General features: G+C 73.3%; 21 protein-coding genes. 6 read left to right on the top strand and 15 right to left on the bottom strand.

What is annotated here, in order from left to right:
* Positions 1 to 123 precede the first annotated feature (123 nt).
* The 4 genes from ACZ42A_RS35585 (at position 124) to ACZ42A_RS35570 (ending at position 5,167) form a co-directional block, all read left to right on the top strand.
* The gene (locus ACZ42A_RS35585) at positions 124 to 2,358 is read left to right on the top strand and encodes a glycoside hydrolase family 9 protein (RefSeq protein ID WP_468531479.1); all 2,235 of its coding nucleotides are present in this window, start codon (positions 124 to 126) and stop codon (positions 2,356 to 2,358) included.
* 143 nt (positions 2,359 to 2,501) lie between these two features.
* Entirely contained in the window at positions 2,502 to 2,747 is a 246-nt protein-coding gene (locus ACZ42A_RS35580; protein WP_468531478.1) for a hypothetical protein, read from the top strand.
* A gap of 2 nt (positions 2,748 to 2,749) precedes the next feature.
* Positions 2,750 to 3,130, top strand: coding sequence for a toxin Doc (locus tag ACZ42A_RS35575; protein ID WP_468531477.1), 381 nt, complete (start codon positions 2,750 to 2,752; stop codon positions 3,128 to 3,130).
* Positions 3,131 to 3,586: 456 nt separating this feature from the next.
* Positions 3,587 to 5,167: an RICIN domain-containing protein gene (locus ACZ42A_RS35570; protein ID WP_468531476.1), complete on the top strand. Its 1,581-nt coding sequence runs from the start codon at positions 3,587 to 3,589 to the stop codon at positions 5,165 to 5,167.
* Between the two features lie 171 nt (positions 5,168 to 5,338).
* On the opposite strand, the gene ACZ42A_RS35565 is transcribed toward ACZ42A_RS35570, so the two are convergent.
* From ACZ42A_RS35565 to ACZ42A_RS35550, 4 genes are all read right to left on the bottom strand, one after another.
* The gene (locus ACZ42A_RS35565) at positions 5,339 to 6,331 is read right to left on the bottom strand and encodes a 2-hydroxyacid dehydrogenase (RefSeq protein ID WP_468531475.1); all 993 of its coding nucleotides are present in this window, start codon (positions 6,329 to 6,331) and stop codon (positions 5,339 to 5,341) included.
* Positions 6,328 to 7,497 carry an alpha-hydroxy-acid oxidizing protein gene (locus ACZ42A_RS35560; protein WP_468531474.1) on the bottom strand — a complete coding sequence of 390 codons (1,170 nt, stop codon included), beginning with the start codon at positions 7,495 to 7,497 and terminating at the stop codon, positions 6,328 to 6,330. The genes ACZ42A_RS35565 and ACZ42A_RS35560 overlap by 4 nt, the downstream gene beginning before the upstream one ends.
* Before the next feature lie 69 nt (positions 7,498 to 7,566).
* Entirely contained in the window at positions 7,567 to 8,262 is a 696-nt protein-coding gene (locus ACZ42A_RS35555) for an alpha/beta fold hydrolase (protein WP_468531473.1), read from the bottom strand.
* Positions 8,259 to 9,845 (bottom strand): purine-cytosine permease family protein, encoded by a 1,587-nt coding sequence (locus ACZ42A_RS35550; RefSeq protein ID WP_468531472.1) that lies wholly within the window; start codon positions 9,843 to 9,845, stop codon positions 8,259 to 8,261. The genes ACZ42A_RS35555 and ACZ42A_RS35550 overlap by 4 nt, the downstream gene beginning before the upstream one ends.
* Before the next feature lie 505 nt (positions 9,846 to 10,350).
* Here ACZ42A_RS35550 and ACZ42A_RS35545 point away from each other — a divergent pair.
* A complete protein-coding gene (locus ACZ42A_RS35545; protein ID WP_468531471.1) occupies positions 10,351 to 10,770 on the top strand; it encodes a subtilase-type protease inhibitor in 420 nt (139 codons plus the stop codon).
* A 278-nt stretch (positions 10,771 to 11,048) separates the two neighbouring features.
* Here the strand turns inward: ACZ42A_RS35545 and ACZ42A_RS35540 are convergent, their stop codons facing one another.
* From ACZ42A_RS35540 to ACZ42A_RS35495, 10 genes are all read right to left on the bottom strand, one after another.
* A complete protein-coding gene (locus ACZ42A_RS35540) occupies positions 11,049 to 11,255 on the bottom strand; it encodes a CDGSH iron-sulfur domain-containing protein (RefSeq protein ID WP_468531470.1) in 207 nt (68 codons plus the stop codon).
* Entirely contained in the window at positions 11,236 to 11,910 is a 675-nt protein-coding gene (locus tag ACZ42A_RS35535; RefSeq protein ID WP_468531469.1) for a HemK2/MTQ2 family protein methyltransferase, read from the bottom strand. Before ACZ42A_RS35535 ends, ACZ42A_RS35540 begins: the two co-directional genes overlap by 20 nt.
* Positions 11,911 to 12,918: an iron-containing redox enzyme family protein gene (locus ACZ42A_RS35530; RefSeq protein WP_468531468.1), complete on the bottom strand. Its 1,008-nt coding sequence runs from the start codon at positions 12,916 to 12,918 to the stop codon at positions 11,911 to 11,913. It abuts the gene before it with no gap.
* A 52-nt stretch (positions 12,919 to 12,970) separates the two neighbouring features.
* Entirely contained in the window at positions 12,971 to 13,171 is a 201-nt protein-coding gene (locus tag ACZ42A_RS35525; protein WP_468531467.1) for a hypothetical protein, read from the bottom strand.
* A 26-nt stretch (positions 13,172 to 13,197) separates the two neighbouring features.
* Entirely contained in the window at positions 13,198 to 14,205 is a 1,008-nt protein-coding gene (locus tag ACZ42A_RS35520) for a Ppx/GppA family phosphatase (RefSeq protein WP_468531466.1), read from the bottom strand.
* A gap of 139 nt (positions 14,206 to 14,344) precedes the next feature.
* Positions 14,345 to 17,161: an NHLP bacteriocin export ABC transporter permease/ATPase subunit gene (locus tag ACZ42A_RS35515; RefSeq protein ID WP_468531465.1), complete on the bottom strand. Its 2,817-nt coding sequence runs from the start codon at positions 17,159 to 17,161 to the stop codon at positions 14,345 to 14,347.
* Position 17,162: 1 nt separating this feature from the next.
* Positions 17,163 to 19,277 (bottom strand): NHLP family bacteriocin export ABC transporter peptidase/permease/ATPase subunit, encoded by a 2,115-nt coding sequence (locus ACZ42A_RS35510; protein WP_468531591.1) that lies wholly within the window; start codon positions 19,275 to 19,277, stop codon positions 17,163 to 17,165.
* 104 nt (positions 19,278 to 19,381) lie between these two features.
* Complete coding sequence (locus ACZ42A_RS35505; protein ID WP_468531464.1) at positions 19,382 to 20,188, bottom strand: hypothetical protein; 807 nt, start codon at positions 20,186 to 20,188, stop codon at positions 19,382 to 19,384.
* 116 nt (positions 20,189 to 20,304) lie between these two features.
* The gene (locus ACZ42A_RS35500; RefSeq protein ID WP_468531463.1) at positions 20,305 to 20,520 is read right to left on the bottom strand and encodes a type A2 lantipeptide; all 216 of its coding nucleotides are present in this window, start codon (positions 20,518 to 20,520) and stop codon (positions 20,305 to 20,307) included.
* A gap of 455 nt (positions 20,521 to 20,975) precedes the next feature.
* Entirely contained in the window at positions 20,976 to 21,389 is a 414-nt protein-coding gene (locus ACZ42A_RS35495; RefSeq protein WP_468531462.1) for a PaaI family thioesterase, read from the bottom strand.
* 189 nt (positions 21,390 to 21,578) lie between these two features.
* Between ACZ42A_RS35495 and ACZ42A_RS35490 the strand changes: the two genes are divergently transcribed.
* Positions 21,579 to 22,928: a S1 family peptidase gene (locus ACZ42A_RS35490; RefSeq protein WP_468531461.1), complete on the top strand. Its 1,350-nt coding sequence runs from the start codon at positions 21,579 to 21,581 to the stop codon at positions 22,926 to 22,928.
* Positions 22,929 to 22,960: 32 nt separating this feature from the next.
* Here ACZ42A_RS35490 and ACZ42A_RS35485 read toward each other — a convergent pair whose 3' ends face one another.
* A complete protein-coding gene (locus ACZ42A_RS35485) occupies positions 22,961 to 25,108 on the bottom strand; it encodes a SpoIIE family protein phosphatase (RefSeq protein WP_468531460.1) in 2,148 nt (715 codons plus the stop codon).
* Positions 25,109 to 25,198: the final 90 nt, after the last annotated feature.

Genomic DNA, 25,198 nt, shown 5'->3' with positions numbered 1-25,198 from the left:
ACCACCAGTCCCGCCCGGACCGTTGACGGCACGTCATGACTCCCACAAGCATGGCCTCCGTCCGCAACTTGGGAGCGCTCCCATCACCGGGGGCGCCACCCGTACCTCCCGAGGAGCCCCGACGTGAAACGACGCAGAACCGCGCTGCTGTCCCTGACGGCACTCATCGGCGCGGCGCTCACCACGGTCCCGGCCCAGGCCGACGAGGTCGAGCAGGTCAGGAACGGCACCTTCGACACCACCACCGAGCCCTGGTGGACCACGAGCAACGTCACGGCCGGCCTGTCCGACGGCCGGATGTGCGCCGACGTCCCCGGCGGCACCGCCAACCGCTGGGACGCCGCCGTCGGCCAGAACGACCTCACCCTGGTGAAGGGAGAGTCGTACCGCTTCTCCTTCCATGCCGACGGCACCCCGGCCGACCACGTGGTCCGGGCCATCGTGGGACTCTCGGTGGCCCCGTACGACACCTGGTTCGAGGTGAGCCCGCAGCTCAGCGTCTCGGGCAACAGCTACTCGTACACCTTCACCTCGCCCGTCGACACCACCCAGGCCCAGGTCGGCTTCCAGCTCGGCGGCAGCGCCGAGCCCTGGCGGTTCTGCATGGACGACGTCTCGCTGCTCGGCGGGGTGGCGCCCGAGCCGTACGAGCCTGACACCGGGCCCCGGGTCCGCGTCAACCAGGTCGCCTATCTGCCCGCCGGGCCGAAGAACGCCACCCTCGTCACCGCGGCGACCGAGCGGCTGCCCTGGCAGCTGAAGAACGCCGACGGCACCGTGGTCGCCCGCGGCTGGACCGTGCCGCGCGGCACGGACGCCTCCTCCGGGCAGAAGGTCCACTCCCTCGACTTCGGCGCCTACAAGACCCGCGGCAAGGGCTTCACCCTGGTCGCCGACGGGGAGACCAGCCGCCCCTTCGACATCGGCACCGGCGCGTACGACCGGCTGGCCACCGACGCGGCGAAGTTCTACTACACCCAGCGCAGCGGCCTCGCGATCCGCGACGACCTGCGGCCCGGCTACGGCCGCCCGGCCGGCCACGTCGGCGTGGCGCCCAACCAGGGCGACACGGACGTACCGTGTCAGCCGGGTGTGTGCGACTACCGGCTCGACGTCTCCGGCGGCTGGTACGACGCCGGCGACCACGGCAAGTACGTCGTCAACGGCGGTATCTCGGTCTGGGAGCTGCTGAGCACGTACGAGCGCGCGCGGCACGCCCGCACCGGCGAGGTGGAGCGGTTCCGGGACGGCACGCTCGCCATCCCGGAGAGCGGCAACAAGGTGCCCGACCTGCTCGACGAGGTCCGCTGGGAGCTGGACTTCCTGCTGAAGATGCAGGTCCCGGACGGTCAGCCGCTGGCCGGCATGGCGCACCACAAGATCCACGACGAGAACTGGACCGGGCTGCCGCTGCTGCCGAGCGACGATCCGCAGAAGCGCGAGCTGCACCCGCCGACCACCGCCGCGACCCTGAACCTCGCGGCCGTCGCCGCCCAGGCGGCCCGCCTCTACAAGCCGTACGACCCCGCGTTCGCGGCGCAGGCGCTCGTCGCCGCGCGCAAGGCATGGGCGGCGGCCCAGGCGCACCCCGCGGTGTACGCGGACGAGAGCGACGGCATCGGCGGCGGGGCCTACCCGGACCGGACCGTCGACGACGAGTTCTACTGGGCGGCGGCCGAGCTGTACCTCACCACCGGCGAGCAGCGGTTCGCGGACCACGTCCTGAACTCCCCGGTCCACACCGCCGACATCTTCGGCCCGCTCGGCTTCGACTGGGCGCGCACCGCCGCGGCGGCCCGGCTGGACCTGGCCACCGTGCCGAACGGGCTCCCCGGCCGGGACAAGGTCCGTCAGTCCGTCGTCAAGGGCGCCGACCGCTATCTGGCCACCCTGAAGGCCCACCCCTACGGGCTGCCGTACGCCCCCGACGACAACAAGTACGACTGGGGCTCCAGCCACCAGGTGCTCAACAACGCGGTCGTGCTGGCCACCGCGTACGACATCACCGGCGGCGCCAAGTACCGCGACGGGGCCGTCCAGACCATGGACTACATCCTGGGCCGCAACGCGCTGAACATCTCCTACGTCACCGGCTACGGCGACGTCAGCGCGCAGAACCAGCACAGCCGCTGGTACGCCCGCCAGCTCGACCCGAACCTGCCGAACCCGCCGGCCGGTTCGCTCTCGGGCGGCCCGAACTCGAGCATCCAGGACCCGCTGGCGCAGAGCAAACTCCAGGGATGCGTCGGCCAGTTCTGCTACATAGACGACATCCAGTCCTGGTCGACCAACGAGATCACCATCAACTGGAACGCGGCCCTGGCCCGGATGGCGGCCTTCGTCGCGGACCAGGACTGAACGGTCCGAATCGACACCCGAGGGGTTCGAATGTGATGCACATCTCGGCGAATCTGACCGCTTTCGAACCCCTCGGTACCGTCCTGCCCCCTATCTGACCTGGGGATATTTACGAGTAAGTACCCTCGCGGTACCGTGAGCCCATGCCAGCCCTCAACGTGGAGTTCAGCGAGCGCGAGCTGGAGGACCTGCGCCAGATCGCCAAGGAGCGCGGGACGTCGATGAAGGCCCTCGTCCGGGAGGCCGCCGCGGCCGACATCGCCCGGCACCGGGCGCTGCAGGAAGGTGCCGAGGCGTTCCGCCGGTTCTTCGCCGCTCACGCCGACGAGTTCGCGGCCGCCTTCCCCGACGACGAGCCGCCCGCCGGCGGCGAGGGACGGGCCGCCTGACGATGGCATCCCCCGTCCTCCATATCGACGTGCCCTGGCTGCTCCAGCGGCACGAAGAGGTCCTGCCGGACCAGCCGACGATCAACGACTTCTCCGCGCTCGTCGCCGCCGTCGCCCGGCACCGCGTCGACCCGCCGCGGCTCGGCGTCGACTCCGACCCGGCCTGGCGGGCCGCCGCGCTGCTGCACACCCTCGCCCTGCTGCGTCCCCTGCCCTCGGCGAACGCCCGCTTCGCCTGCGCGACCGCCGTGGCCTACATGTTCGTCAGCGGCGTCGGCATCGACCCGCCCTACGGCGCCCTCGTCGACCTCGCCCGCGATCTGATGGACGGCAAGACGGACGTCTACGGCGCGGCCGACCGGCTGCGCTCCTGGCAGATCTGACCCCGCCCGGCGCCGGCGAGCCGCTCCCGCCCTCGGGGGAGGCCGCCGGCCGAGGGCGGGAGGAACACGGCCGGCGGCCGTGACGCGCGGGAGTGCCGCCGTCCCGCGCGGGGCCTGGCGAACGAGGCCGACTCCAGTGCACCGCGGGACGCCCGCCGGCGGGAGCGTGCGCATCACCCCCGGCGCGGGCACGCGTTTCACACGGGGTGCGGGAAAAAGCGAATGGCGAGGCGAGCAGCGCGAGTTGCCGCCAAATCTGACTTTATTTCAGTGGTGCGGATGTTGCCCGAGTGCCTTGTTGCGCGCTACTCGGTTGTGCAAAAGTGATCCACCGGGAATTTCTGCTCCCGATCGCCCGCCAAAAAGGTATGCACCAAGTCCGGCTTCCTCGTCCGGGTTCCTTTCGGCGAACAGAACTCCCGGCTGTCCCATATACGTGGGAAGGAAACCCGCTCAGTGCTCACCCCCCACCCTGCTCCACCGCCGTCCTTCGACGGCGTCCCCGGCCCCTCCGACGAAACGCTGGCCGCCCGGCTCAGCGGCGTCCCGGACGTCGAAGTCTCCCAGGCCACCGCCCAGTTGCTGGCCCGTCACTGGCCCTCCGCGCACGCCTACGCGAGCATCTGCCTCGCCTCGTCCGCGCAGGTCGCCGCCATGGTCACCGCCGCCGCCTGCCACCAGGTGCTCGACCGGCTCACCCTCGGCGACTCCGGTGTCGCACTGCGTCCGCGGTTGCTCGTCACCGTGCGGGACACCGTGCGGCAGTGGTCCGCCGAGGACCGAATATCCGGTCTGCTGCCGGAGTTGCGGAAACCGGCCGGAGGGCGCGGTATGCGTGCCGCCACGTCCATGACGCCGGAAAACCGCAAGCTGGCGGAACGCGCTTTCCAAGAGCTTCCCGGACCGGCCCGCTGTCTGCTGTGGCACACCGAGGTCGAAGCCGAACCGCTCGACTTCCCGGCCATGCTGCTGGGCATGGACACCGACACCGCGGCGGTCACCCTGGAACAAGCGCGGGAGAAATTCCGGGAAGGCTGCGTCCGCGCCCACCGGCAACTCGCCCCGAGCCCCGACTGCCGCTTCTACAACCGCCTCCTCGACGTGCCGATCCGGCGCGGCGGCGCCCTGCTCCCGGACGTCCAGGACCATCTGACGGGGTGCCGGCACTGCCGGGACACCGCGGAGCAGCTGAGCCAGGCCGAGACCGGACTCGGCGCGCTCCTCGCCGAGGCGGTGCTCGGCTGGGGCGCCCGCCGCTACCTCGACTCACGGCCCGGCCGCGCGCAGCACCGGCCGCGCGTCCGCGGCGCCCGGCGGGCCGGGCGGCCCCGCGTCCTGCCGAGGTTCCCCGGCGCGGCGGCCCGCTCCACGCGGGCGCTGCGCACCGGCGTCGGTATCGCCTCCGCCGGTCTGCTCGCGACCGTCCTCGCCACCAGCCTGTCGTACGACGGTGACGCGGACCCCACGGCGTCCACCGGCGCGACCGACCGCCGCGACGCGGCCGCCCCCGGCACCGGCGCGACCACCGCGCCCCCGGACGCCGCCCAACTGCCCAGCGCACCCCGGCAGACCAGGTTCCGCGACGCGGACACCGGCCTGTGCCTCGACATCCAGGGCGAGCCGAAGGCCGGCGCGGAGGCCGGTCTGGCGGCCTGCTCCGAGGCGTGGACGCAGCAGTGGTCGTACGAGAACGACGGACTGCTGCGCAGCGTGGCCGACCCCGGGCTGTGCCTCGACTCGCACGCGGACGCCGGGGTGGTCATCCTCGGCACCTGTGCCGACGCGGACGACGAGCGCGGCGACGACGTGCGCTACGACCGCACCGCGCAGGGCGAGTTCCTCCCCCGCTGGGACGAGCAGCTGGCCCTCGCCCCCGCCACCGGCGGGCCGGGCGCCGACCTCGTCGTCAAGGTCCGCGACGGTTCCCCCGCACAGCGCTGGACCGCCGACCCGGGGACCACCGGGGCGGACTCCCTGTCGGTCGCCGAGACGACCTCGGCGACGGCCCGGCGGGCGGGACTGCCGGGGGCGGGGTAGCGGCACGATCCGCCGCGCCGGCCGGCTCCCGCCGGCTCGGCACGCGGCACCCGCGTGGCGCGCGCCGGCCGGCCGGGGCTGCGATGAGCTGCCTCGGTCGGCCTGGGCGGCGTGCATGGCCGGGTACCGGGCGTCCGGCGCCGCCGCCGGGACCGGGCACGCCCCCCCGCGTCACACCCCTGGACCGGGACTCACGACGTCCCGTGGCTCCCCGCCCGTCAGGAAGTCGGCGGCGTTGCGGACCGCGGCCAGGGCGATGCGGATCACGGTCTCGCGGGTGACCCCGGCGGCGTGTGGGGAGAGGACCACGTTCGGGGCCTTGAGCAGGCGTAGGGCCGGGGTGGGCGGTTCGGGGTCGAAGACGTCGAGGCCCGCACCGGCCAGGGCGCCGCGCTCCAGGGCGTCCGCGAGGGCCTCCTGGTCGATCAGGGCGCCGCGCGCGGTGTTCACCACGAAGGCCGTCGGCTTGAGGAGGGCGAGGCGTTCGGCGTCGAGGAGATGGCGGGTCTCGTCCGTGAGCGGGGCGTGCAGGGTGACGTAGTCGGCGGTGCGCAGCAGGTCCTCCAGCGGGAGGTGCCGGGCGCCGCCCAGCCGTGCCTCGGTCTCCGGCGCGACCCGGCGCCGGCCCGCGTACACGACCGTCATGTCGAACGCCACCGCGCGCCGGGCGACCTGCTGCCCGATCTGCCCGAGCCCCACGATGCCGAGGGCCTTGCCGGACAGTTCGGTCAGACTGCTCCGGAGCCGCGGCAGCGCCCAGTCGGCCTCGACCAGGGCGTTGTGCGCGGGGACCAGCCGCTTGGCGAGGGCGAGCAGCAGGGCGAAGGTCTGCTCGGCCACGTTCTGCGCCTCGGCGCCGCTGGAGCCGATGGTGCACACCGTCACTCCCCGGGTGTGAGCGGCGGCCGTGTCGACGTAGTCGTGGCCGTGACTGGCACACTGCACCAGCGCCAACTCCGGTGCGGCGGCCAGGTGTTCGGCCGTGACGGGGACTAGTGCCGTGACGATGGCATGGGCCGCGCGCAGGGCGGCCGGGTCCTCGTCCGTGGCCTCGACGACGGTGACGTCCATGTCGGCGGGGAAGAGCTGGGCGAGGCCCGCTCCGGCCGTACGGCCGCCGACGTGTGGTGCGACGACCGCGAGGACGTTCCTCCGGGTGGTCACGCGGTCTCCTCCACGAGGTCGGCGGCGGTCACGGTGACGGGCGTGGCGTGGCCCGACAGGGCGAGGGTGAGGTCGAGTTCGGCGAGCAGACAGCGGATGACGTGCTCGACGCCGGCCTGCCCGTCGAGGCCGAGGCCGTACGCGTACGGCCGTCCGACGAGCACCGCCCGGGCCCCGAGCGCGAGTGCCTTGACGATGTCGTCGCCGGTGCGGATGCCGCTGTCGAACAGGACGGTGAGCCGGTCGCCGACCGCTTCGGCGACCCGGGGCAGCGCGTCGGCCGCCGCCACCGCGCCGGCCACCTGACGGCCGCCATGGTTGGACACCACCACCCCGTCCATCCCGGCCTGGGCGGCGCGCCGCGCGTCGTCCGGGTGCAGGACGCCCTTGAGGACGATCGGGCCGTCCCAGTTCTCCCGCAGGAACGCGAGGTCGGGCCAGGTCTTGCCGGGGTCGGCGAACATGCCCACGAAGTGCATGACAGCCGCGTTCGGATCCTCGTGCACCGGCTTGGCGAGGCCCGCCCGGAAGGCGGGGTCGGTGAAGTAGTTGGCGGTGCCGACGCCGTGCAGGAACGGCAGATACGCCTGGTCCAGGTCGCGCGGCCGCCAGGCGAGCAGCGGGGTGTCCAGCGTGACCACCAGGACGCTGTACCCGGCCGCCTTCGCCCGGCTCAGGAAACTCCGGGTCACCTCGCGGTCCTTGGCCCAGTACAGCTGGAACCAGCGCTCGGCGTCACCCATCGCCTCCGCCACCTGCTCCATCGGCGTGCTGGACGCCGAGGACAGGATGTACGGCACGCCCTGCGCGGCGGCGGCCCGGGCGGCCGCCGGCTCGGCGTCCGGGTGCATGATCGACAGTACGCCGACCGGGGCCAGCGCCAGCGGGGCGGGCAGTGCCCGGCCCAGCACCTCCACCGACAGATCGCGCTCGTGGACGTCCCGCAGCATCCGCGGCACGATCCGGCGCCGCCGCAGGGCCGCCCGGTTGGCGAGGGCGGTGCTGCCGTCGCCCGCGCTGCCCGCGACATAGCCGACGGGACCGGGCCCGAGCCGCCGCTCGGTCAGCTCCTCGAGCCGGGTCAGATCGGTGGGCAGCCGGGGCACCGCCCCCGTCATCCCGTTCAGGTATATCTCGTACTGGAAGTCCGCCCAGTGCCTGGCCATCCGTCCGCCTCTCGCCGTCGAGCCTGCGTCGCCGACGCCGACCATACCGGCCGGTACGCCGCTGCGGGATCAGCCGGTGCGCGCCGATTCCCGCAGGATTCGGGCGAGTTCACGCGGCCGGGAGAACATCGGCCAGTGCCCGGTGTCCAGGGTCACCAGCTCCCAGCGGTCGCTCTTCAGCGCCTCGGCCGCGGCCGGCAGCGGCTCCTCGCCGTCCAGCAGGCACTTGACGTACGTCGCGGGCAGCTCGCCCAGCGGGCGGGCCAGGACCGCCGGTTCGGTCAGCGAGGCCCCCGGGTGCGGGGTCGCGCGGGTCCGCAGGCCCGCGATCTGCTCGTCCGTCAGTTCCTGGCCGGCGAACTCCCCGGCGTCCAGGGGCGGCCAGTAGCCGTCGTTGGCCTCGATCGAGCGGCGCACCTCGGCACTGGGCCAGCCGGACAGGAACGACTCGCCGTCCACGGGCACGTTGGCGTCGATGAACACCACCCGGGCCAGCCGGTCGCCGATCCGCTCGGCCGCCTGGCCTACCGGGACGCCGGCGTAGCTGTGCCCGACGAGCATCACGTCCCGCAGGTCCAGGCGCTCGACCTCGTCGACGACGTCCCGCACGTGCGTGGCCTGTCCGGCCGGCACACCCTGCTTCTCGGCGAGGCCGGACAGTGTCAGCGGATGCGCGCGGTGCCCGGCCGCGCGCAGTTCGGCCGCCACCTCGTCCCACGCCCACGCCCCTAGCCAGGTCCCTGCCACCAGTACGAAATCGGTCATGCGGGCAACGTAGCCGACGGGTCCGACAGTGCCCCGTCGGCGCCGGGCCCGGTGATCGGCGGCACCGGCACATCGGCCGCGCGGACCCAGCGGGGGCCCTGCGGGCCGTATGCCGCGCGGGGTTCGGGGAAGAGCCACAGCAGCGTCAGGAACAGTACGGCGGCGACCGCCAGGGACAGCGGAAGGCCGATGTCGACACCGTTCGCCAGGTCGCCGAGGGGGCCGACGAACTGGCCCGGGATGTTGGTGAAGAGCACGCCGACCGCGGCGGAGACCCACCAGGCGGTCAGGCCGCGCCAGTTCCAGCCGTGCGCGAACCAGTAACGGCCGCCGCGCTGACGGCGGTTGAAGACCTGGAGTGCGTCGGGGTCGTACCAGCCGCGCCGGGTCCAGTAGCCGAGGATCATCACGACCATCCACGGGGTGGTGCAGGTGATGATCATGGTGGCGAAGGTGGAGATGGACTGGACGAGGTCGAGCGCGAAGCGGCCGGCGAAGATGAAGCCCACCGCCACCGTCCCGACCAGCACCGTCGCCTGTACGCGCGACAGCCTGGGGAACACCGAGGAGAAGTCCAGGCCGGTGCCGTACAGCGAGGTCGTCCCCGTCGACAGGCCGCCGATCAGCGCGAGCAGACACACCGGCAGGAAGAACCAGGACGGCGAGATCGCGAGCAGCCCGCCGACGAAGTCGGGGGCGGCCGGATCGACGTACTCCGGGGCCTGGGTGGCGATGACGCTCGCCGTCGACAGCCCGAACAGGAACGGCAGCAGCGTCGCCAGCTGCGACAGGAAGGCCGCGCCGACGACCCGGCGGCGCGGGGTGCTCGCCGGGATGTAGCGCGACCAGTCGCCGAGGAACGCCCCGAACGACACGGGGTTGGACAGCACGATCAGCGCCGAGCCGATGAACGACGGCCAGAACAGCGCCTGGGTGCCGGGGTCGGCGGAGTCCGTGAAGACGCCCGCGTACGACGGGTCGAAGTCGTCGGCGAAGGCGATCGCGCCCAGCAGGAACAGCAGGGTCGCCGAGGTCACCGCGACCTTGTTGACGAACAGCATGAACCGGAAGCCGTACACGCACACCGCGAGAACCAGCCCGGCGAACAGCGCGTACGCGACGGCGTACGACAGGTTTCCGCGTTCCAGGCCGAACAGCCGGTGGGCGCCGCCGACCAGGGCGTCGCCGGAGCTCCACACCGACAGCGAGAAGAACGCGACCGCGGTCAGCAGGGACAGGAACGAGCCGACGACGCGTCCGTGCACGCCGAGGTGCGCGGACGACGAGACCGCGTTGTTGGTGCCGTTGACGGGGCCGAACACCGCCATCGGACACAGGATCAGCGCCCCGGCGACGACGCCGAGGAGGGTGGCCGCGAGGCCCTGCCGGAAGGACAGGCCGAACAGGATCGGGAAGGCGCCGAGGACGCAGGTGGAGAAGGTGTTGGCACCGCCGAAGGCGAGCCGGAACAGGTCGAACGGGGTCGCGGTGCGGTCCGCGTCCGGGATGCGCTCCACGCCGTGGGCCTCGACCTCGGTGAGGGACGGCGGCGGCGCGGGGGAGGGGTCGGGCTGCGGGGACAAGGGGGCTCCAGCTCCAGCGGAGGATCGGGGTGGAGCGCGTCGTGGCGCGGCGGCGGGGGCGGACGGCGGCCCGTGCCGCGGGGGTGAGCGGCGCGCGCGGAGGCCGTCCTCGGAGGTGTGCCGACGGTACGGCCGGGACCAAGGTGGGGACCAGAGGACGGTTCATCCATTTTCCGCGCGCGGAATGGATGATTCGACCACCTCTCCGTGAACGCGCGGCGTCCACCGGGGGTCGGCGCCGGTCAGAATCGGAATGTTTCAGGCCGATTAACGAGGACCGTGAAACCAGCCATTCGGCCACCTAAAACGATCAAGAACCGCGCAGATCGCCGATTGGAACGTTCGAATTCCGTGACTTCACGCCACTGATTCAATACGCAAGGTTACTGAAACCGGTGGGGTCGATGTGAGTTTCGGCGGCGGACTCGGCAGACTCGCGCTCGCCGGTCGGCACTCACCGCGTGCGGACCGGTACTCAACGCAATCGAGCGGAAGGAAGCACACAATGCGGAACTTCGCGCGCCGGGCAGCGACCCTCGCCCTCGCCGCCACCGCGATCGCCGCACCTCTGACCGGGGCCGCGCACGCGGCGCCCGACACGCTCTACGCCCCCTCCGCCCTGGTCTTCACCGTGGGCCACGGCGAGACCGCCGCCGTCACCCCGGAGCGCGCGGTGACCCTGACCTGCGCCCCGAAGCCGTCCGGCACGCACCCGGACCCGGTCTCGGCCTGCGCGGAACTGCGCCACGTCGACGGCGACTTCGCCGCCCTGGAGAGCGAGAGCGGCATGCTGTGCACCCGCGAGTACGACCCCGTGGTCGTCACCGTCGACGGGGTCTGGCAGGGCGAGCGCGTCTCCTACGAGCGCGTGTTCGCCAACGAGTGCGTGAAGAACGCGTCCGGCACGAGCGTCTTCGCGTTCTAGGGACCGGGGTCGCGACGGTCCCGTGATGGCAGCAGGAGGCCCGCAGGTGGGGAGTGCGGGTTCCTGTCACGGACCGGAGTGATCTCGCAGCAGGGGCCGGCGGACGGAGTGGGGCCGTCCGCCGGCCCCTCGATCATGCCCGCGGTCACCGGCCGCGGGCCTGCCCGCGTTTACCGGCCGCGGGCCTGTCCGGGGCACCGGCCGCCGGCCTGACCGGGGCACCGGCCGTGGTCATGCCCGGGTCACCGCCCGCAGTCGTGCCGCGGCCGTGTCCGCGCTCACCGGTCGCGCGTCCGGTCGCGGTGGCTGGTGTCGCACCACGGGAACCGGCGGCTGCGCCGGCAGGTGCACAGGGCCACCTGGAAGCGGTCGGAGGAGACGGTCGTCCCGTCCTCCAGCTCCACCTCCACCGGGCCTTCGACCAGGATCGGGCCCTCGCGCCGGACCGTGATCCGGCGGGGCCGGTCAGTCGGGGAGTTCGGCACGGACCACCACCAGCTCTTCCTTCTCCTCGGCGGGCCCCAGCAGGCCCCGCTGCCGCAGCCAGTCCGCCCGGGCGCGCAGCACCGGCCCGAAGGCGATCCGGCGGCGCCGGGTCACGGCCGTCCGCAGCCCCGCCGCGCGCAGCTGCGCCACCGTCCGGTCCGGACCGCTGAGTGTCGAGTGGACCACCAGAAGCACCCCGCCGGGCCGCAGCAGGGTGGGTGCCTCACGGCAGATGCGGTTCAGCAGCAGTCGCCCGTCCGGACCCCCGTCCCAGTTCCGGGCCCGCCCGCGGGGCGCGTGGCCCTCGTCCGGCGAGGGCACGTACGGCGGGTTGACCAGGATCAGATCGAACCGCTGCCCGTGCACGGGGTCGAACAGGTTGCCGCGCCGGATGCGCACCGGCAGCCGGGACAGCCGGGCGTTGAGCCACGCGGTCCACACCGACCGCCAGGAGACGTCCACGGCGGTCACCCGGCTACCGCGCCGCGCGGCCGCCAGGGCCAGCGCGCCGCTGCCGGTGCCGACGTCCAGGACCGTCGCGTCCCGGGGCAGCGGCTCGTCGGACAGAGCCGCCACCAGCAGGGAGGTGTCCTCCTGCGGTGGATAGACACCGGGCGGGACCAGCGGTTTCACTCCCTTCCAGTACCCGGGCACTCAGAAAATATGGGGTATTTCGGAAATGGTGCGCGGGCGCAGCGAGGACCGGCCCGCCCGCCAGTCGGAGAGCAGCCGGTCGGCGAAGCGGTCCTCCACCAGGACGGTGGCGTCGATCCCGAAGGCCACGTCCGACGCCAGATACGGCTCCTCGGCCAGCAGGCCCCCGATGACGTCGTGGCGGACCACCTGCTCGTGCACCGCGTCCGCCACCACGTGCTCGTCGTAGAAGTGCTCGGCCGCCGGCCCGGCTCCGGTGCGCCGCATCGCCTCCGCCAGCCGCCGCGAACCGGGCGACGAGGTGACCTCCACGGCGGCGAAGTGGCCGACGAGGGCGCCCCTGAGGGCGCGGTGCAGGCCGAACAGGGACATCAGGTTCACCGTGGCCAGGGCCTCCGCGGACGCCACGTCGAGGTAGCGGCCGTAGGCGGTGTCCAGGTCCAGGTCCGCCATGAGGTCGGCGAACAGCCGGGCGTGCACCCTCTCGGGGCGCCCGCCGCCGAACTCGTCGAACTCCACCGCCGCCATCGCCGCCTTGGCCCGGCCCCACAGCCGCGGCAGCACCCAGGCGTGCGGATCCGCCTCCTTCAGGTGGTACAGCGAGCGCTGGGCCGCGTACTCGCGCAGCTGCCACAGCTCGCCCTCGTCGCGCAGATAGTGGGTGAGCCCGGTGCCGTCGACCGGCTCGACCAGCAGATCGGCGAGCGCGTCCTCGACGCCGTCGTGCACCGGGGCGTCCGCCCGCAGCGCGGCCAGGAAGCGCTGCTCCAGCGCCGCCCGGGCGCGCAGCAGCTCGGGGTCCCACTCGCGTTCCGGGGCCACCCCCGAGAAGCCCCGGTAGTGCAGTTCGTAGCAGAGGTACAGGGCGAGCTGGAGGTCGTCGCCGTACGGGGCCGCGTCCGCGACCGACTCGGGGGCCGGCGGCGGGCCGGTCGCCCGCAGGCGGTCCTCGACGGCCGCCGAGACCGGGCCCCGTGACGTGGGCAGTCGCTGTCCTTCACGTTCCATGCGGTCCGGGTACCCCTGCGGGCGCCCGGCTCCGCACCGTCGGTCCGGAGGCTCACTCGCCCTCGGACTCCTCCTCCGCCCGGGTGTTCGGGGTGATGGCCTCCCCGGCCTCGCCCCGCCGGCGCCGCTGCTCCTCGGTGTCGCGGACCCGCCGCTCCTCGTCCAGGATCTCCTGGAGCACCTCCTCGAACGCGGTCTGCGACTGCTCTTCCTCGCGGTGCTTGTCGTCAGGGTGCTTGTCGTCGGCCGACACGGTGACCGCTCCTTCCGGTCGCTGGGTCAGGATGTGGTGCTCGCGATGCGCAGCGGCACCGGTTCCGCGCCGACGGCGGCCTCGTCGAGCCGGCAGACCTCCGCCCACCAGGACGGACCGTCCTCGATATGGCGCAGCAGGACGCCCTCGCGGATCGCCCACGGGCAGACGGTGACCGTCCTGAGGCCGGTCACCTTCATCGCCGTGTGCCCGACCAGCGCGCCCGCCAGGCTCTGCGCGGCGCGCGGCGCGGAGATGCCGGGCAGCAGGGCCCGCTCGGCGGCGGGCAGCGCGGCCAGCCGGTCCACCGCGATACGCAGGTCCGCGCGGCGCAACTGCCGCTCCGCGAAGGGACCGTGCCGCCCCGGCGCGGCCCCGCACAGCCGCCCGAGCTGCTGGAAGGTGCGGGAGGTGGCCACGGCGGTGCGGGGCCCCTCCCAGCGGATCCGGGCCCCGGCGTCGCGCAGTTGGTGGCGGACCTTGCGGCGCAGCGCCCGCACCTGCTCCGGCGGCGGCGGGTCCTGGTCCGCGAAGAACTCGTGGGTGAGCCGGCCCGCGCCGAGCGGCAGCGAGGCCACGAAGTCCGGCAGCCGCCCGCGGCCGAAGGCCACTTCCAGCGAGCCGCCGCCGATGTCCAGCAGCGCGAGCGGCCCCGACCGCCAGCCCATCCAGCGCCGGGCGGCCAGAAACGTCAGCTCCGCCTCGACCTCGCCGGGCAGCGTGCACAGCTCCACACCGGTCCGCCCGCGCACGGTGCGCAGCACCTCCCGGCGGTTCGGGGCGGCGCGCACCACCGCGGTGGCGAACGCCAGCGGCCCGGCCGCGCCCCACCGGGTCGCGGTCCGGCTCGCCTCGGCCGCCGCGTCGACCAGCCGTTCGACGGCGGTGTCGGGGATCGGTGCGCCCGGCCGTACGTCCTCGGCGAGCCGCAGCCGCCACTTGGCGGTGTGCACCGGCAGCGGCACCCCGCCCTCCGCGTCCGCCACGACCAGCCGCACCGTATTGGAGCCCACGTCCACCACGCTGATTCGCATGGACACGCGGGTACCCGGATATCCACCGCGCCAGTCGCCGACGGCGCGATCACGGTACGGCGCACGGAAGCACGGGGACCGGCGCGGGGCGGGGGCGCGACGCCCGGGGGTCGCCCGCGCCCGGACGGACCGGTCCGGTTCAGGCCAGCTGCCGGCGCACCAGCTCGTGCAGCCGCCCGCCGGTGTCCGCGAGGAGCTGCGCCGGCGGGCCCTGCTGGGCGACCTTGCCGTCCTCCATCACGATGACCCGGTCGGCGTCCAGGACGGTCGACAGCCGGTGCGCGATGACGACCCGGGTGGCGTTGAGCGCCTTGGTGCTCTCGATGACCCGCCGCTGCGTCTCGTTGTCCAGGGCGCTGGTCGCCTCGTCGAAGAAGAGGATGCGCGGCCGGCGGATCAGCGCCTGCGCGATCATCAGCCGCTGCCGCTGGCCGCCCGAGATCGCCCCGTTGCCCGCCACGATGGTGTGCAGGCCCATCGGCATCCGCTTGATGTCCTCCGCGAGCCCCGCCATCTCGGCCGCCGCCATCGCCTCCTCCGGCGTGTACGGCTCGGTGCCGCAGATGACGTCCAGGATCGACCCGGTGAACGGCTGCGCGTGCTGGAGCACCACCCCGCACTGCCGCCGTACGGCCGACTGGTCGAGCGCGGCCAGATCCTGGCCGTCGTAGAGCACACTGCCCGACACCGGCCGGTCGAAGCCGATCAGCAGCCGCAGCAGCGTGGACTTGCCGCAGCCGCTCGGGCCGACGATCGCCACGAACTCGCCCGGCCGGATGTCGAAGGAGACGTCGTCGAGGACGAGCGGCCCGTCGTCGGAGTAACGGAAGGACAGCCGCCGCGCCTCGATCGCGCCGGACAGCCGGCCCGGCCGGGTGCTGGCCGTGCGCACCTCCGGCAGCTCCCGCAGCACCGGCTTGATCTGCTCGTACAGCGGCAGCGCGGCCACCAGGGACACGAACGCGCCGGTCAGCTGGGTGACCGAGGTGAGCAGCATGGTCACCGAAGTGTTGAACGCCAGGAAGTCGGCGGCCGACATCGCACCCCGCGCCGGGCCCGCCAGCAGCATGAACATCAGCAGCGAGCACAGCGGAAGATAGACCGCGCCGAGTACCGCCGAGAGGTTCTTGATCCGGCCGAGCCGCTGCTGGAGCTCCCGGCTGCGCGCGAACTCGCCCGCCCAGGCCGCGTACGCGTAGTTCTCGGCAGCCGCCACCCGCAGCTTCGGCAGCCCGCGCAGGGTCTGGAACGCCTGGTTGTTCAGCTTGTTGGTGAGCACCGTCAGCCGCCGCTGCCAGCGCACCTGCCACAGCCCGAGACCGAGGAACACGGCGGCGATGACGACGAGCATGCCCAGCGCGGCCAGCGCCATCGGCACGCTGTACCAGAGCAGCAGCCCCAGGTTCATCGCGCCGATCGTCACCGACTGGGCGACCGTCGGCCCGACGCCCGCGAGGAGGCGGCGGATCGCGCTGATGCCCATCGCCGCGCTCGCCAGCTCACCGGTGGAGCGGCCGGTGAAGAACTTCGTCGGCAGCCGCAACAGCCGGTCCCACACGGCGGGTTGGAGGGTGGCCTCGATCCGGCCCTCCAGCCGCAGGATGGTCAGGTTCTGCAGCAGCATGAACGCCGCCGCGACCACACTGCTGACGATGACCGCGAGACAGACCTGCGCGATCAGCCCGGCCTGCGCCTTCGGCACGTACTCGCCGAGCACCTTGCCGGTCGCGACCGGCACCAGCGCGCCGATCGCCACCGTCACGAGCCCGCTCAGCAGCAGCCCCGTCAGATCGCCGCGGGTGCCGCGCATACAGAACCGCAGCAGCCCGAGCGGGCCCAGCGGGCGGTCCGGCAGCGGCCGGTAGAACATCACCGCGCGCGGCTCGAACTCGGCCGCGTTGGCCTTCTCGACCGGCGTCTCCCGCCCGGTCGCCGGATGGACGGCCACATAGCCGCCGCGCCGCCACAGCAACGCGACCGGTGCCCCGGACAGCGCCCGCTGCCCGACCAGTGGTCCGACGTTGTCCCGCCACCAGGTGCCGTCCAGCCGTACCGCCCGGGTGCGTACCCGGGAGGCGAGGGCGATCCGCTCCACCGGGTCGAGACGGTCGCTCTCGCTGCCGCCGTGCCCGGGGTCGGCGAGCGGGATCCCGGCCGCGCGGGCCACCAGCCGGCACGCCGCGTACGTGGCGTCCGCGTCGGCGGCCGTGGCGCGCCGCTCCGACGAGCGGCCGATGGACGCCAGCAGCGTCCGGTCGGCCTGCGCGCGCACCTGCTCACCGGCCTTGATCCCGGCCGCGGTGCGCGTCTCGTGGGTGCGCTCCAGCTGCTCGATCCAGCGGTCCAGCGTGGTCAGCAGCCGGTACTGCTGGTCCACCATGCTCTGCCACACCGCCGGGTCCATCAGCAGATCGGCGGCGGCCTCCGCGCCGTACAGCGAGCCGTACTGGACGCTGCCGGGCGGCACCTGCATCCAGAGAACGTCGTCGTCAGTGACCTCCGCGGCTCCCTCGGAGGCCATCGGTGCCTGGAAGAGGACCGACAGGCCGCGGCCGACGCCCAGCGCGAGGGCGTACTCCAGCGGGCTCGTCGTCGGCGGTACGTACTGCGGGTTGCCGTACTCGTCGTACGACCATGTCTGGGTGGCGGCCGGCTGGTACAGCTCGCGCAGGCCGATGCGGTGCACCACACAGTCCCGCACCGGGCGGGCCACCAGCGTGTGCTGCGGGCCCGCGACCGGGCCGAGCAGCAGCGTGCCCGCCTCCAGGCGGCCCAGGTGGTGCCAGTGGCCCTGCTGCGCCGCGTCCACCGCGAACAGGTCCAGCGCGCCCGCCGCGACCAGCCACAGCACCTGCGGGCCCTCCAGGTCCAGCCGGGTCAGGGCCGACCCGTCGATCGGCGTGCCCAGCGAGCCCAGGGCGCCCAGAACCAGGTCGCCCTCGTCGACGGTCGTCATCTCACCGCTCCCTGACCAGCGCCGCGTACGCGCCGCCGCGCGCCACCAGCTCCTCGTGCCGCCCGCGTTCCACGACCGTGCCGTGCTGCAGGACGACGATCTCGTCGCTGTCCCGCACGGTGCTCAGCCGGTGGGCGATGACCACACAGGCACAGCCGCGCCGTCGCAGGTTGTCCATCACCACCAGCTCCGTCTCGGCGTCGAGCGCGCTGGTCACCTCGTCGAGCACCAGGATGCTGGGCCGCCGCACCAGCGCCCGGGCGATCTCCAGGCGCTGGCGCTGCCCGCCGGAGAAGTTCCGCCCGTCCTGCTCGACCCGGCTGCGGATGCCGCCCGGACGGCGCATCACCACGTCGTACAGGGCCGCGTCCCGCAGTGCCTCCACCACCGCGTCGTCCGGGATCGACGGGTCCCACAGCGCCACGTTGTCCCGGATCGTGCCCTCGAAGAGGAACACGTCCTGGTCGACGAAGGAGACGGAGGCCGCGAGGGCGCCGCGCGGGATGTCCTCCAGGCGCTGCCCGTCGATGCGGATGACGCCCTCCCACGGCGTGTACAGACCGGCGATCAGCCGGGACACGGTCGACTTGCCGCTGCCGGAGCCGCCGACCAGCGCCACCTGCTGCCCCGGCCCGACCGTCAGGTCGAAGCCGGTCAGCAGCGGCTTGTCGAGCGGGCTGTAGCCGAAGGTGATGTTCTCCAGCTCGACGTGCCCGTGCAGCCGCCGCGTCGACTCGCCGCCCGCCCGGCTGTACAGCGGGTCCGTGCGGAAGTTCTCCACGTCCTTCAGCCGGGCCACGTCCGCCGCGAAGTCCTGGATCCGGCCCGCGACCCCGTTCAGCCGGGTCAGCGGCGCGGTGAACCGGGTCACCAGCGCCTGGAAGGCGACCAGCAGGCCCACCGAGATATGGCCCTCGATGGCCCGCATGCCGCCGATCCACAGGATCAGCGCGCTGTTCAGCGTGGCCAGCGTCGGCGCCACCACACCCAGCCAGGCGCTGGGCACGCCGAGCCGCTGCTGCTCCTCCAGCGTGGTCGCGTGCTGCCCGGCCCACTTGCGGAAGTAGCCGTCCTCGCCGCCGGTCGCCTTCATCGTCTCGATCAGCTGGAGACCGGAGTACGCGGTGTTCGTCAGCCGGGCGTTGTCCGCGCGCAGCTTCGCCGTACGGGTCGCGCGCAGCCGGATCACCACCCGCATGGCGACGATGTTCAGCAGCGCCACCCCGATGCCGACGAACGTCAGCTGCGGGTCGTACGTGTAGAGCAGCACCGCGTAGAGCACGACGACCACCGCGTCCACGCCCGCCGCCGCGAGGTCGCGGGCCAGCGTCTCGGCGACCGCGTCGTTCGACTGGAGCCGCTGTACCAGGTCGGCCGGGCTGCGCTGGGAGAAGAAGGTGACCGGCAGCCGCAGCAGATGGCGCAGGAAGCGGGCGCTGGACAGGGTCGAGGAGATGATCCGGCCGTGGTGCAGATTCGCCTGCTGCAGCCAGGTCAGGACCAGCGTGAGCAGCACGCAGGCGCCCATCGACGCGAACAGCACGTCGAGCAGGGAGGTCTGGCCGCCGATCAGGAACATGTCGATGTACGTCCGGCTGAGCGCCGGCACCGCCGCGCCGACCAGCACCAGCAGCAGGCTCGCCAGTACGGCGGCGGGCAGCGTGCCCGCGGTGCCCCGCAGTCGGGCGGGCATGGCGCCGAGGACGCCGGGCCTGCGCCCGCCCTTGGTGAAGTCCTCGCCGGGCTCCATCACCAGCACCACGCCGGTGAAGCTGCCGTCGAAGTCCTCCATCGGAACGAAACGGCGGCCCTTGCCGGGGTCGTTGATCCACACGCCGCGGCGCCCGAAGCGGCGGCCCATGCCGTCGTAGACGACGTAGTGGTTGAACTCCCAGAACAGCACGGCCGGCGCCTGCACCTCGGCGAGTGCGGCCAGGTCCATCTGCATGCCCTTGGCGGTCAGTCCGTAACCGCGGGCCGCCTTCAGCAGGTTGCTGGCGCGCGAGCCGTCGCGGGAGACGCCGCAGGCGATGCGCAGCTCCTCCAGCGGGACGTGCTTGCCGTAGTGGCCCAGCACCATCGCCAGGGAGGCGGCGCCGCACTCGACGGCCTCCATCTGGAGCACGGTGGGGGTGCGGACGGTGCGGCGGCGGGCCTTGGGGACCGTGCGCCGCGGCGGGGCGGCCCGGCGCCGGCCCCGGGTTTCCTCGGCGGTGGTGGTCACGGCAGCAGCCAATCGACGGGACGCTGATCGGCCAGCCGGATCGAACCGGTGGCCAGGGTCATGGAGGTGAGGCGGTGCGGGGGGCCGTCCGTCGTCGACCAGGCGTAACCGCTCTTCGTCGATGTCGACTTGTCGAGGCGGACGAGTACGGCGACGGGCCGGCCGTCCTTGGTGAACTGCTCGCCGAGCTGGCTGTCGCCGAGGAACGCGCCGATCCGCTGGGCGGTCTGCGGCGAGCGGTCCACGGACTTCACATGGCCGCGCAGCACGCCGTACTCCTGCGTGGGAACCGTCTGCACGGTGAGGTCCACGGGCGCGTCCGCGGGGATGGCGGAGGCGTTCTCGGCGGGGACGTACACCGTCGCGTACAGCGGGGCGTCCTTCGCGGTGACCTTCTCCACGGCGGCCACGTTCGCGCCGGTGGAGATGATCTGGCCGATCGTCGCGGCGAGCGCGGTCAGCCGACCCGCGGCGAGGGTGCGGACCACGGTCTCGCCCTCGGCGGTACGGACCTTCAGGACGGGGGAGTTCGCGGGCAGCCGCTCGCCCTCCTTCGCCAGGATCGCGGTGACCTGGCCGGCGACGGGGCTCTGCAGGACGTAACTGCCCTGCCCGTGGGTGAGGATCGCGGGCGCGCTCACCGTGGAGGACACGCTGCCCGTCACCGCCCACACCGAGGCGGCGGCCATCGCGATCACCGTCACGGACAGCACGAGCCAGCCCTGCGGGCGGGCGAGCCGCACCGGAAGGTCCAGCTCTTCGGGCGACTGGAGCCTGGCGAGGGCCTGTTGGCGGAACTGCACGGAGACTTTCCCTCACCGGGTGAACTGCGGGGACTTGCGTGACTGCCTGACGGCATCCGAAGAGCCCCGGAGCCGGGGTACGGCTCCGGGACTCGGCGGGGCACCCTGAGGTGCGATCAGAGACCGGCGACCAGGGCGGTGACCGGGGCGGTGTTCAGGCCGGTGACACCCTCGACGGTGCCGACGGCCGTGTTGACCAGGCCGGAAACCGGGGCGATGCCGTCCACCAGGCCGGTGACGGTGCCCAGCGAGTTCACGTGCAGGCCGCCGGAGACGTTGTCGAGCTCGGCGTCGGAGATCTCGACGGTCTCAACCTGGGGGGTGGAGTTCATGATGGAACTTCCCTTCGTATGGATATTTCACAAGGGGGGAGCGGCCCCCTCTGGGGACAGATGGACGGCCGCGAACCGCAGGCGCCGGGCGCCCCGTGAAGGACGCCCGTCGCGGCCCCCGCGGTGCGAAGGATCAAAGCACGCGGCGACCTCCGCCCTCCAATCAACCGCCCACCTCACCAGGGCATTTGAGCCCTGCTCGTGCCCAACCGTGCAGGCCTGCGCACGGCTTGTCGGCGACTTCTTCACATGCCGCACGGCATCGGCGCACACCGCCTCTTGCCGTCCGTACGGCGAATCCGGCACACCCGCCCCAATGGCGTGCCCGGCGCCGCGGGCGTGTGCGGATCCGCCGCACACGGTGAGCCGGTTGGGCATTCGATGTGCAGATTCCCTGAAGCTCTCGTTCCGCTCAGTGATCGAAACAGATCGTCGCCGATCGATCGCGGACCGTGTCAGCCCAGCAGGGCATAGACCGTGCTCGCGTGGGCCGCGAGTTCCCCGGTCGGCTCCGCCGTCATCGTGATGTCGGCGAAGGCCATCCGGCGGCCCAGCTTGGTGAGCACCGCCGTGATCAGCACGTCCGAGCCGGTCACCGCGCGCTGGAAGGACGTGGACTGCTGAACCGTCGTCATCGGGACGAAGCCGCCCCGCGCCGCGGACACGGCGATCACCGTCGTGGTGTCGGCCGCGGCCATCAGCGCCTGCCCCGACAGCGCGCCGCCCTCCCGGGCCAGCCGGTCCGACCAGGGCAGCCGCAGCGTCGCGCGGTCGTCGCCCAATGCCTCGACGGTGAGGCCCAGTTCCAGCACCCAGGGGGCGAAGTTGGCGGAGAGGATCTTCTCGGCTTCGGCCGTGGTCATCGTCATGGGGGGACTTTTCCCCCGAACTCCCGAATCCGCACCGCGATCCCGCCGACATCGCACACTCGATGGCCGGTTTCGCACACCCGATTGAACGCCCCGCGCGCGCCCTGCGTACCCATGGTCATCCAGGCGCCCCCCAACCGCCGCCGACGGGCGGCCAGGACCCGGTCCCCCCCAGGAGGTCGAGAAGTCTTGAGTCACAAGCGAATTCCGAAGCGCAAGGCCGTGATGGCCGCGGGCGGCGTGGCGGCGCTCGGAGCGGCGGCGCTCCTGCTGCCGAACGCCAACGCGTCCCAGGACGGCGCATCGGACACCAAGGCCGCCCCGAGGGCCTTGAAGGCCGCGGACGCCTCGGATCTCGCCGCGCAGCTCTCCGGGCTGCTCGGCGACGCCTTCGCCGGGTCGTACTACGACGCCGACCGGCAGCAGCTCGTCGTCAACGTGGTCGGCGACGACAACCAACTCGTCGTCCAGGCCAAGAAGGCGGGCGCGGCGGTCCGCCAGGTCGACAACAGCACCGCCGAACTGAAGGCCGCCGCGCAGACCCTGAAGAGCGAGGCGACCATCCCCGGCACCGCCTGGGCCGTCGACCCCAGAACGAACAAGATCCTCGTCACCGCCGACAGCACGGTCACCGGCAGCGAGTGGGACACGCTGGAGTCCACCGTGCAGAGCCTCGGGTCCGGCATGGCGACCCTGCGCAAGTCCACCGGCACGTTCAAGACCTTCGCCTCCGGCGGAGACGCCATCTTCGGCGGCGGCGCCCGCTGCTCCCTCGGCTTCAACGTCACGGCGGGCGACGGCACCCCGGCCTTCCTGACCGCCGGCCACTGCGGGGTCGCGGCGGCCGAGTGGTCCGACGCGCAGGGCGGCGCGCCGATCGGCACCGTCGACCAGGCCGTCTTCCCCGGCGCGGGCGACTTCGCGCTGGTCAAGTACGACGACCCGGCCACCCAGGCGCCGAGCGAGGTGAACGCCGAGGGCCAGACCGTCCCGATCCTCCAGGCGGCGGAGGCCACCGTCGGCCAGGAGGTGTTCCGCATGGGCTCCACCACGGGCCTCGCCGATGGCACGGTGACCGGGCTCGACGCGACCGTCAACTACCCCGAGGGCACCGTCACCGGGCTCATCCAGACGAACGTCTGCGCCGAACCCGGCGACAGCGGCGGCTCCATGTTCACCCAGGACGGCCTCGCCCTCGGCCTCACCTCCGGCGGCAGCGGCGACTGCACGGTCGGCGGGGAGACGTTCTTCCAGCCGGTCACCACCGCGCTGGAGGCGGTGGGCGCCACGCTGGGCGACGGCGGGGCGGCGGGAGCCGGTGGTGCTGAGGAGGGCGCCGGTGGCGCTGAGGACGGTGCGGGTGGTGCCGGGCAGGGTGCCGGTGGTGCCGATGAGGGCGCCGGTGGTGCTGAGGAGGGCGCCGGTGGTGCCGAGGAAGGCGCCGGAAACGGGCAGCAGGGTGCGGGTGCCGGTGAGCAGGCCGGCGGTGCGCAGGAGGCTGCCGGCGTCGGCGACTCCGAGCTGACCCAGACCCACTGACCCGCCCCCCACCGGCGGGCCGGACCACCTCGTCACGTGCGCGCCCGCAGCAGCAGCAACGCCACGTCGTCCGCCCGCTCCTCCGTACCCGCCCCGTGCCCGACGAGCAGATCGGCCAGCTCGTCCAGCGGCAGCTCCCCGGCCTCGCCGAGCCGCTGCCCGAGGGCGGCGAGCGCGTCCTCGATGTCGACGCCCGGGGACTCGATCAGACCGTCGGTGTACAGGACGAGCACGGAACCGGGCGCGAGATCCACCTCGGTCGTCGGATACCCGGCCGACGCGTCGATGCCCAGCAGCGGACCGCCCGCCAGGTCGAGCACCCGCACCCGCCCGTCCGGCCGTCTCAGCAGCGGCGGCGGATGCCCGGCCCGCGCCATCACCGCCCGCCCGCGCTCCGGGTCGAGCCGCAGATACAGACAGCTGGCGAACAGGTCGACGCCGAGGTCGAACAGCAGCCGGTTGGTGCTGCGCATCACCTCCTGCGGCGTCTGGCCGACGGTCGTGTACGCCCGGACGGCGGTGCGGATCTGCCCCATCAGCCCCGCCGCCGTCACGTTGTGGCCCTGCACGTCCCCGATCACGGCCGCCGCCCCGCCGCCCGGGACGGGCACCGCGTCGTAGAAGTCGCCGCCGATGTCCATGCCCCGGGTGCTCGGCAGATAGCGGGCCGCCGCGTCGATGCCCGGCAGCGGCGGCAGCGAGGGCGGCAGCAGCGCCGCCTGGAGGCCGTGCGCCAGCTGGTGCTTCACGTCGTACAGCAGGGCCCGCTCCAGGGCCAGCGCCACCAGCCCGGCCACGCTGGTCAGCACCGCCCGCTCGTCCGTGGCGAAGGGATGCGGCTCGGCGTAGGCGAGCACACAGGTGCCCACGGGGCGTCCCGAGGCGATCAGCGGCAGATACGCCCAGGCCGCGAACCCGTCCGGGGTCGCGGACCGCGCCGGGTACAGCCGCTCCAGCTCCTCCCGGGACTCGAAGAACGCCGGCACTCCGGTGGTCAGGGCGTGCGCCCCGGGCGTCTCGGCGCCCAGCGAGGTCCCGTCGAACCGCTCCACCACCCGTGCGTCGGGATAGCCGCGGTGCCCCAGCACCCGCAGCCGGCCCGCCCGGGAGCCGAGCACGACCAGGGCCTGACTGCCCACCGCCGGGGCCAGTTCGTCGGCCACCAGTTGCACCACGTCCTGCACGCCCACCGCCTCGGTCAGCGCGCTCGCGAGCGTCAGCACCTGGGAGATGGTCACCAGCCGGGACGGGCCGTCGACGGAGCGCGGCGCGGCCCGGCCCATCTCCGACACGGCTTTGGCCCGGGTGATCCGCACGCTCAGCCCGGACGTGCTCGGGTACAGCCGGAAGGACAGCCAGTCGCCGGGCGGGCGCAGCGCCACGAACGACGTGGGCTGCTGGCTGAACAGCGCGGCGCGGTAACGGTCCTCGTACACCGGGTCGTTGAGCCACGGCACCGTCGCCCACAGCTGGTGGCCCACCAGCCGGCGGACCGGCTGTCCGATCAGCTCGGCCGCCGCCGGGTTGGCGAAGGCGACCCGGCCGTGCAGATCGAGCGAGCACAGCCCGTACGGCAGCCGGGACACCATCCGGGCCACCTCGACCGCGCCGATCGTGCCGGCCATGCCCCCCACCAGCGGCGCGGCGAGCAGATCCGGCTCCGGAAGCACCGGACGGCCGTCCCGGGCGGCCCGCTCCAGCCGTAGCGCGAGCCGCTCGCAGGCCGACGTCAGATGCTCCCGCTCCCGGTCGGACAGCACCGGCGGACGGGAGCCGGGCCAGGTGACGAAGACCGCGCCGTACACCGTGCCGCCGGTCGCCACCGGCAGCGCGGCCAACGCGAAGGGATACGGCAGCACCACGGCCACCCGGGGGTAGCGGCGGGCCATCTCCTCCTCGTCCCCGACCCAGACCAGCCGGCGTTCCCGGACCGCCTCCGAGACCGGGACCGGCGCGGTCACCGCGACGCGTTCCCAGGGGGCGGCGAAGGCGCGTGGCAGCCCCGCCATCACCGCCATCTCCAGCACCTGCTCGCCGGGGGAGAGCAGATAGACCGCGCCGGAGTGGGCGTGGACACCGTCCATCATCGCGGCCAGCGCCAGCGACAGCAGCGGACCCCCGACCGGGTGCCGCTCGGCCGCCGGTGCCTGCGCGGGCTGCACGTCGGACACGCCGACCACCTCCTCGCCGCGCCGCGAGCCGGGTTCCAGGCATCAAATCTCTCTCGTCCCGGCGCACGCCGCACGGCGAGGACGGCGCCCGAGCGCCCC

Source organism: Streptomyces sp. NPDC030838 (assembly GCF_055572035.1).
The sequence above is the reverse complement of the archived record's forward strand: the minus strand, read 5'-3'. Positions and strand labels throughout refer to the sequence as shown.

Excerpts from the sequence above, each read along its gene's own strand:
- ACZ42A_RS35580 (WP_468531478.1), top strand. The coding sequence starts at position 2,502 with ATGCCAGCCCTCAACGTGGAGTTCAGCGAGCGCGAGCTGGAGGACCTG.
- ACZ42A_RS35575 (WP_468531477.1), top strand. The coding sequence starts at position 2,750 with ATGGCATCCCCCGTCCTCCATATCGACGTGCCCTGGCTGCTCCAGCGG.
- ACZ42A_RS35560 (WP_468531474.1), bottom strand. The coding sequence starts at position 7,497 with ATGGCCAGGCACTGGGCGGACTTCCAGTACGAGATATACCTGAACGGG.
- ACZ42A_RS35555 (WP_468531473.1), bottom strand. The coding sequence starts at position 8,262 with ATGACCGATTTCGTACTGGTGGCAGGGACCTGGCTAGGGGCGTGGGCG.
- ACZ42A_RS35545 (WP_468531471.1), top strand. The coding sequence starts at position 10,351 with ATGCGGAACTTCGCGCGCCGGGCAGCGACCCTCGCCCTCGCCGCCACC.
- ACZ42A_RS35530 (WP_468531468.1), bottom strand. The coding sequence starts at position 12,918 with ATGGAACGTGAAGGACAGCGACTGCCCACGTCACGGGGCCCGGTCTCG.
- ACZ42A_RS35520 (WP_468531466.1), bottom strand. The coding sequence starts at position 14,205 with ATGCGAATCAGCGTGGTGGACGTGGGCTCCAATACGGTGCGGCTGGTC.
- ACZ42A_RS35515 (WP_468531465.1), bottom strand. The coding sequence starts at position 17,161 with ATGACGACCGTCGACGAGGGCGACCTGGTTCTGGGCGCCCTGGGCTCG.
- ACZ42A_RS35510 (WP_468531591.1), bottom strand. The coding sequence starts at position 19,277 with ATGGAGGCCGTCGAGTGCGGCGCCGCCTCCCTGGCGATGGTGCTGGGC.
- ACZ42A_RS35500 (WP_468531463.1), bottom strand. The coding sequence starts at position 20,520 with ATGAACTCCACCCCCCAGGTTGAGACCGTCGAGATCTCCGACGCCGAG.
- ACZ42A_RS35495 (WP_468531462.1), bottom strand. The coding sequence starts at position 21,389 with ATGACGATGACCACGGCCGAAGCCGAGAAGATCCTCTCCGCCAACTTC.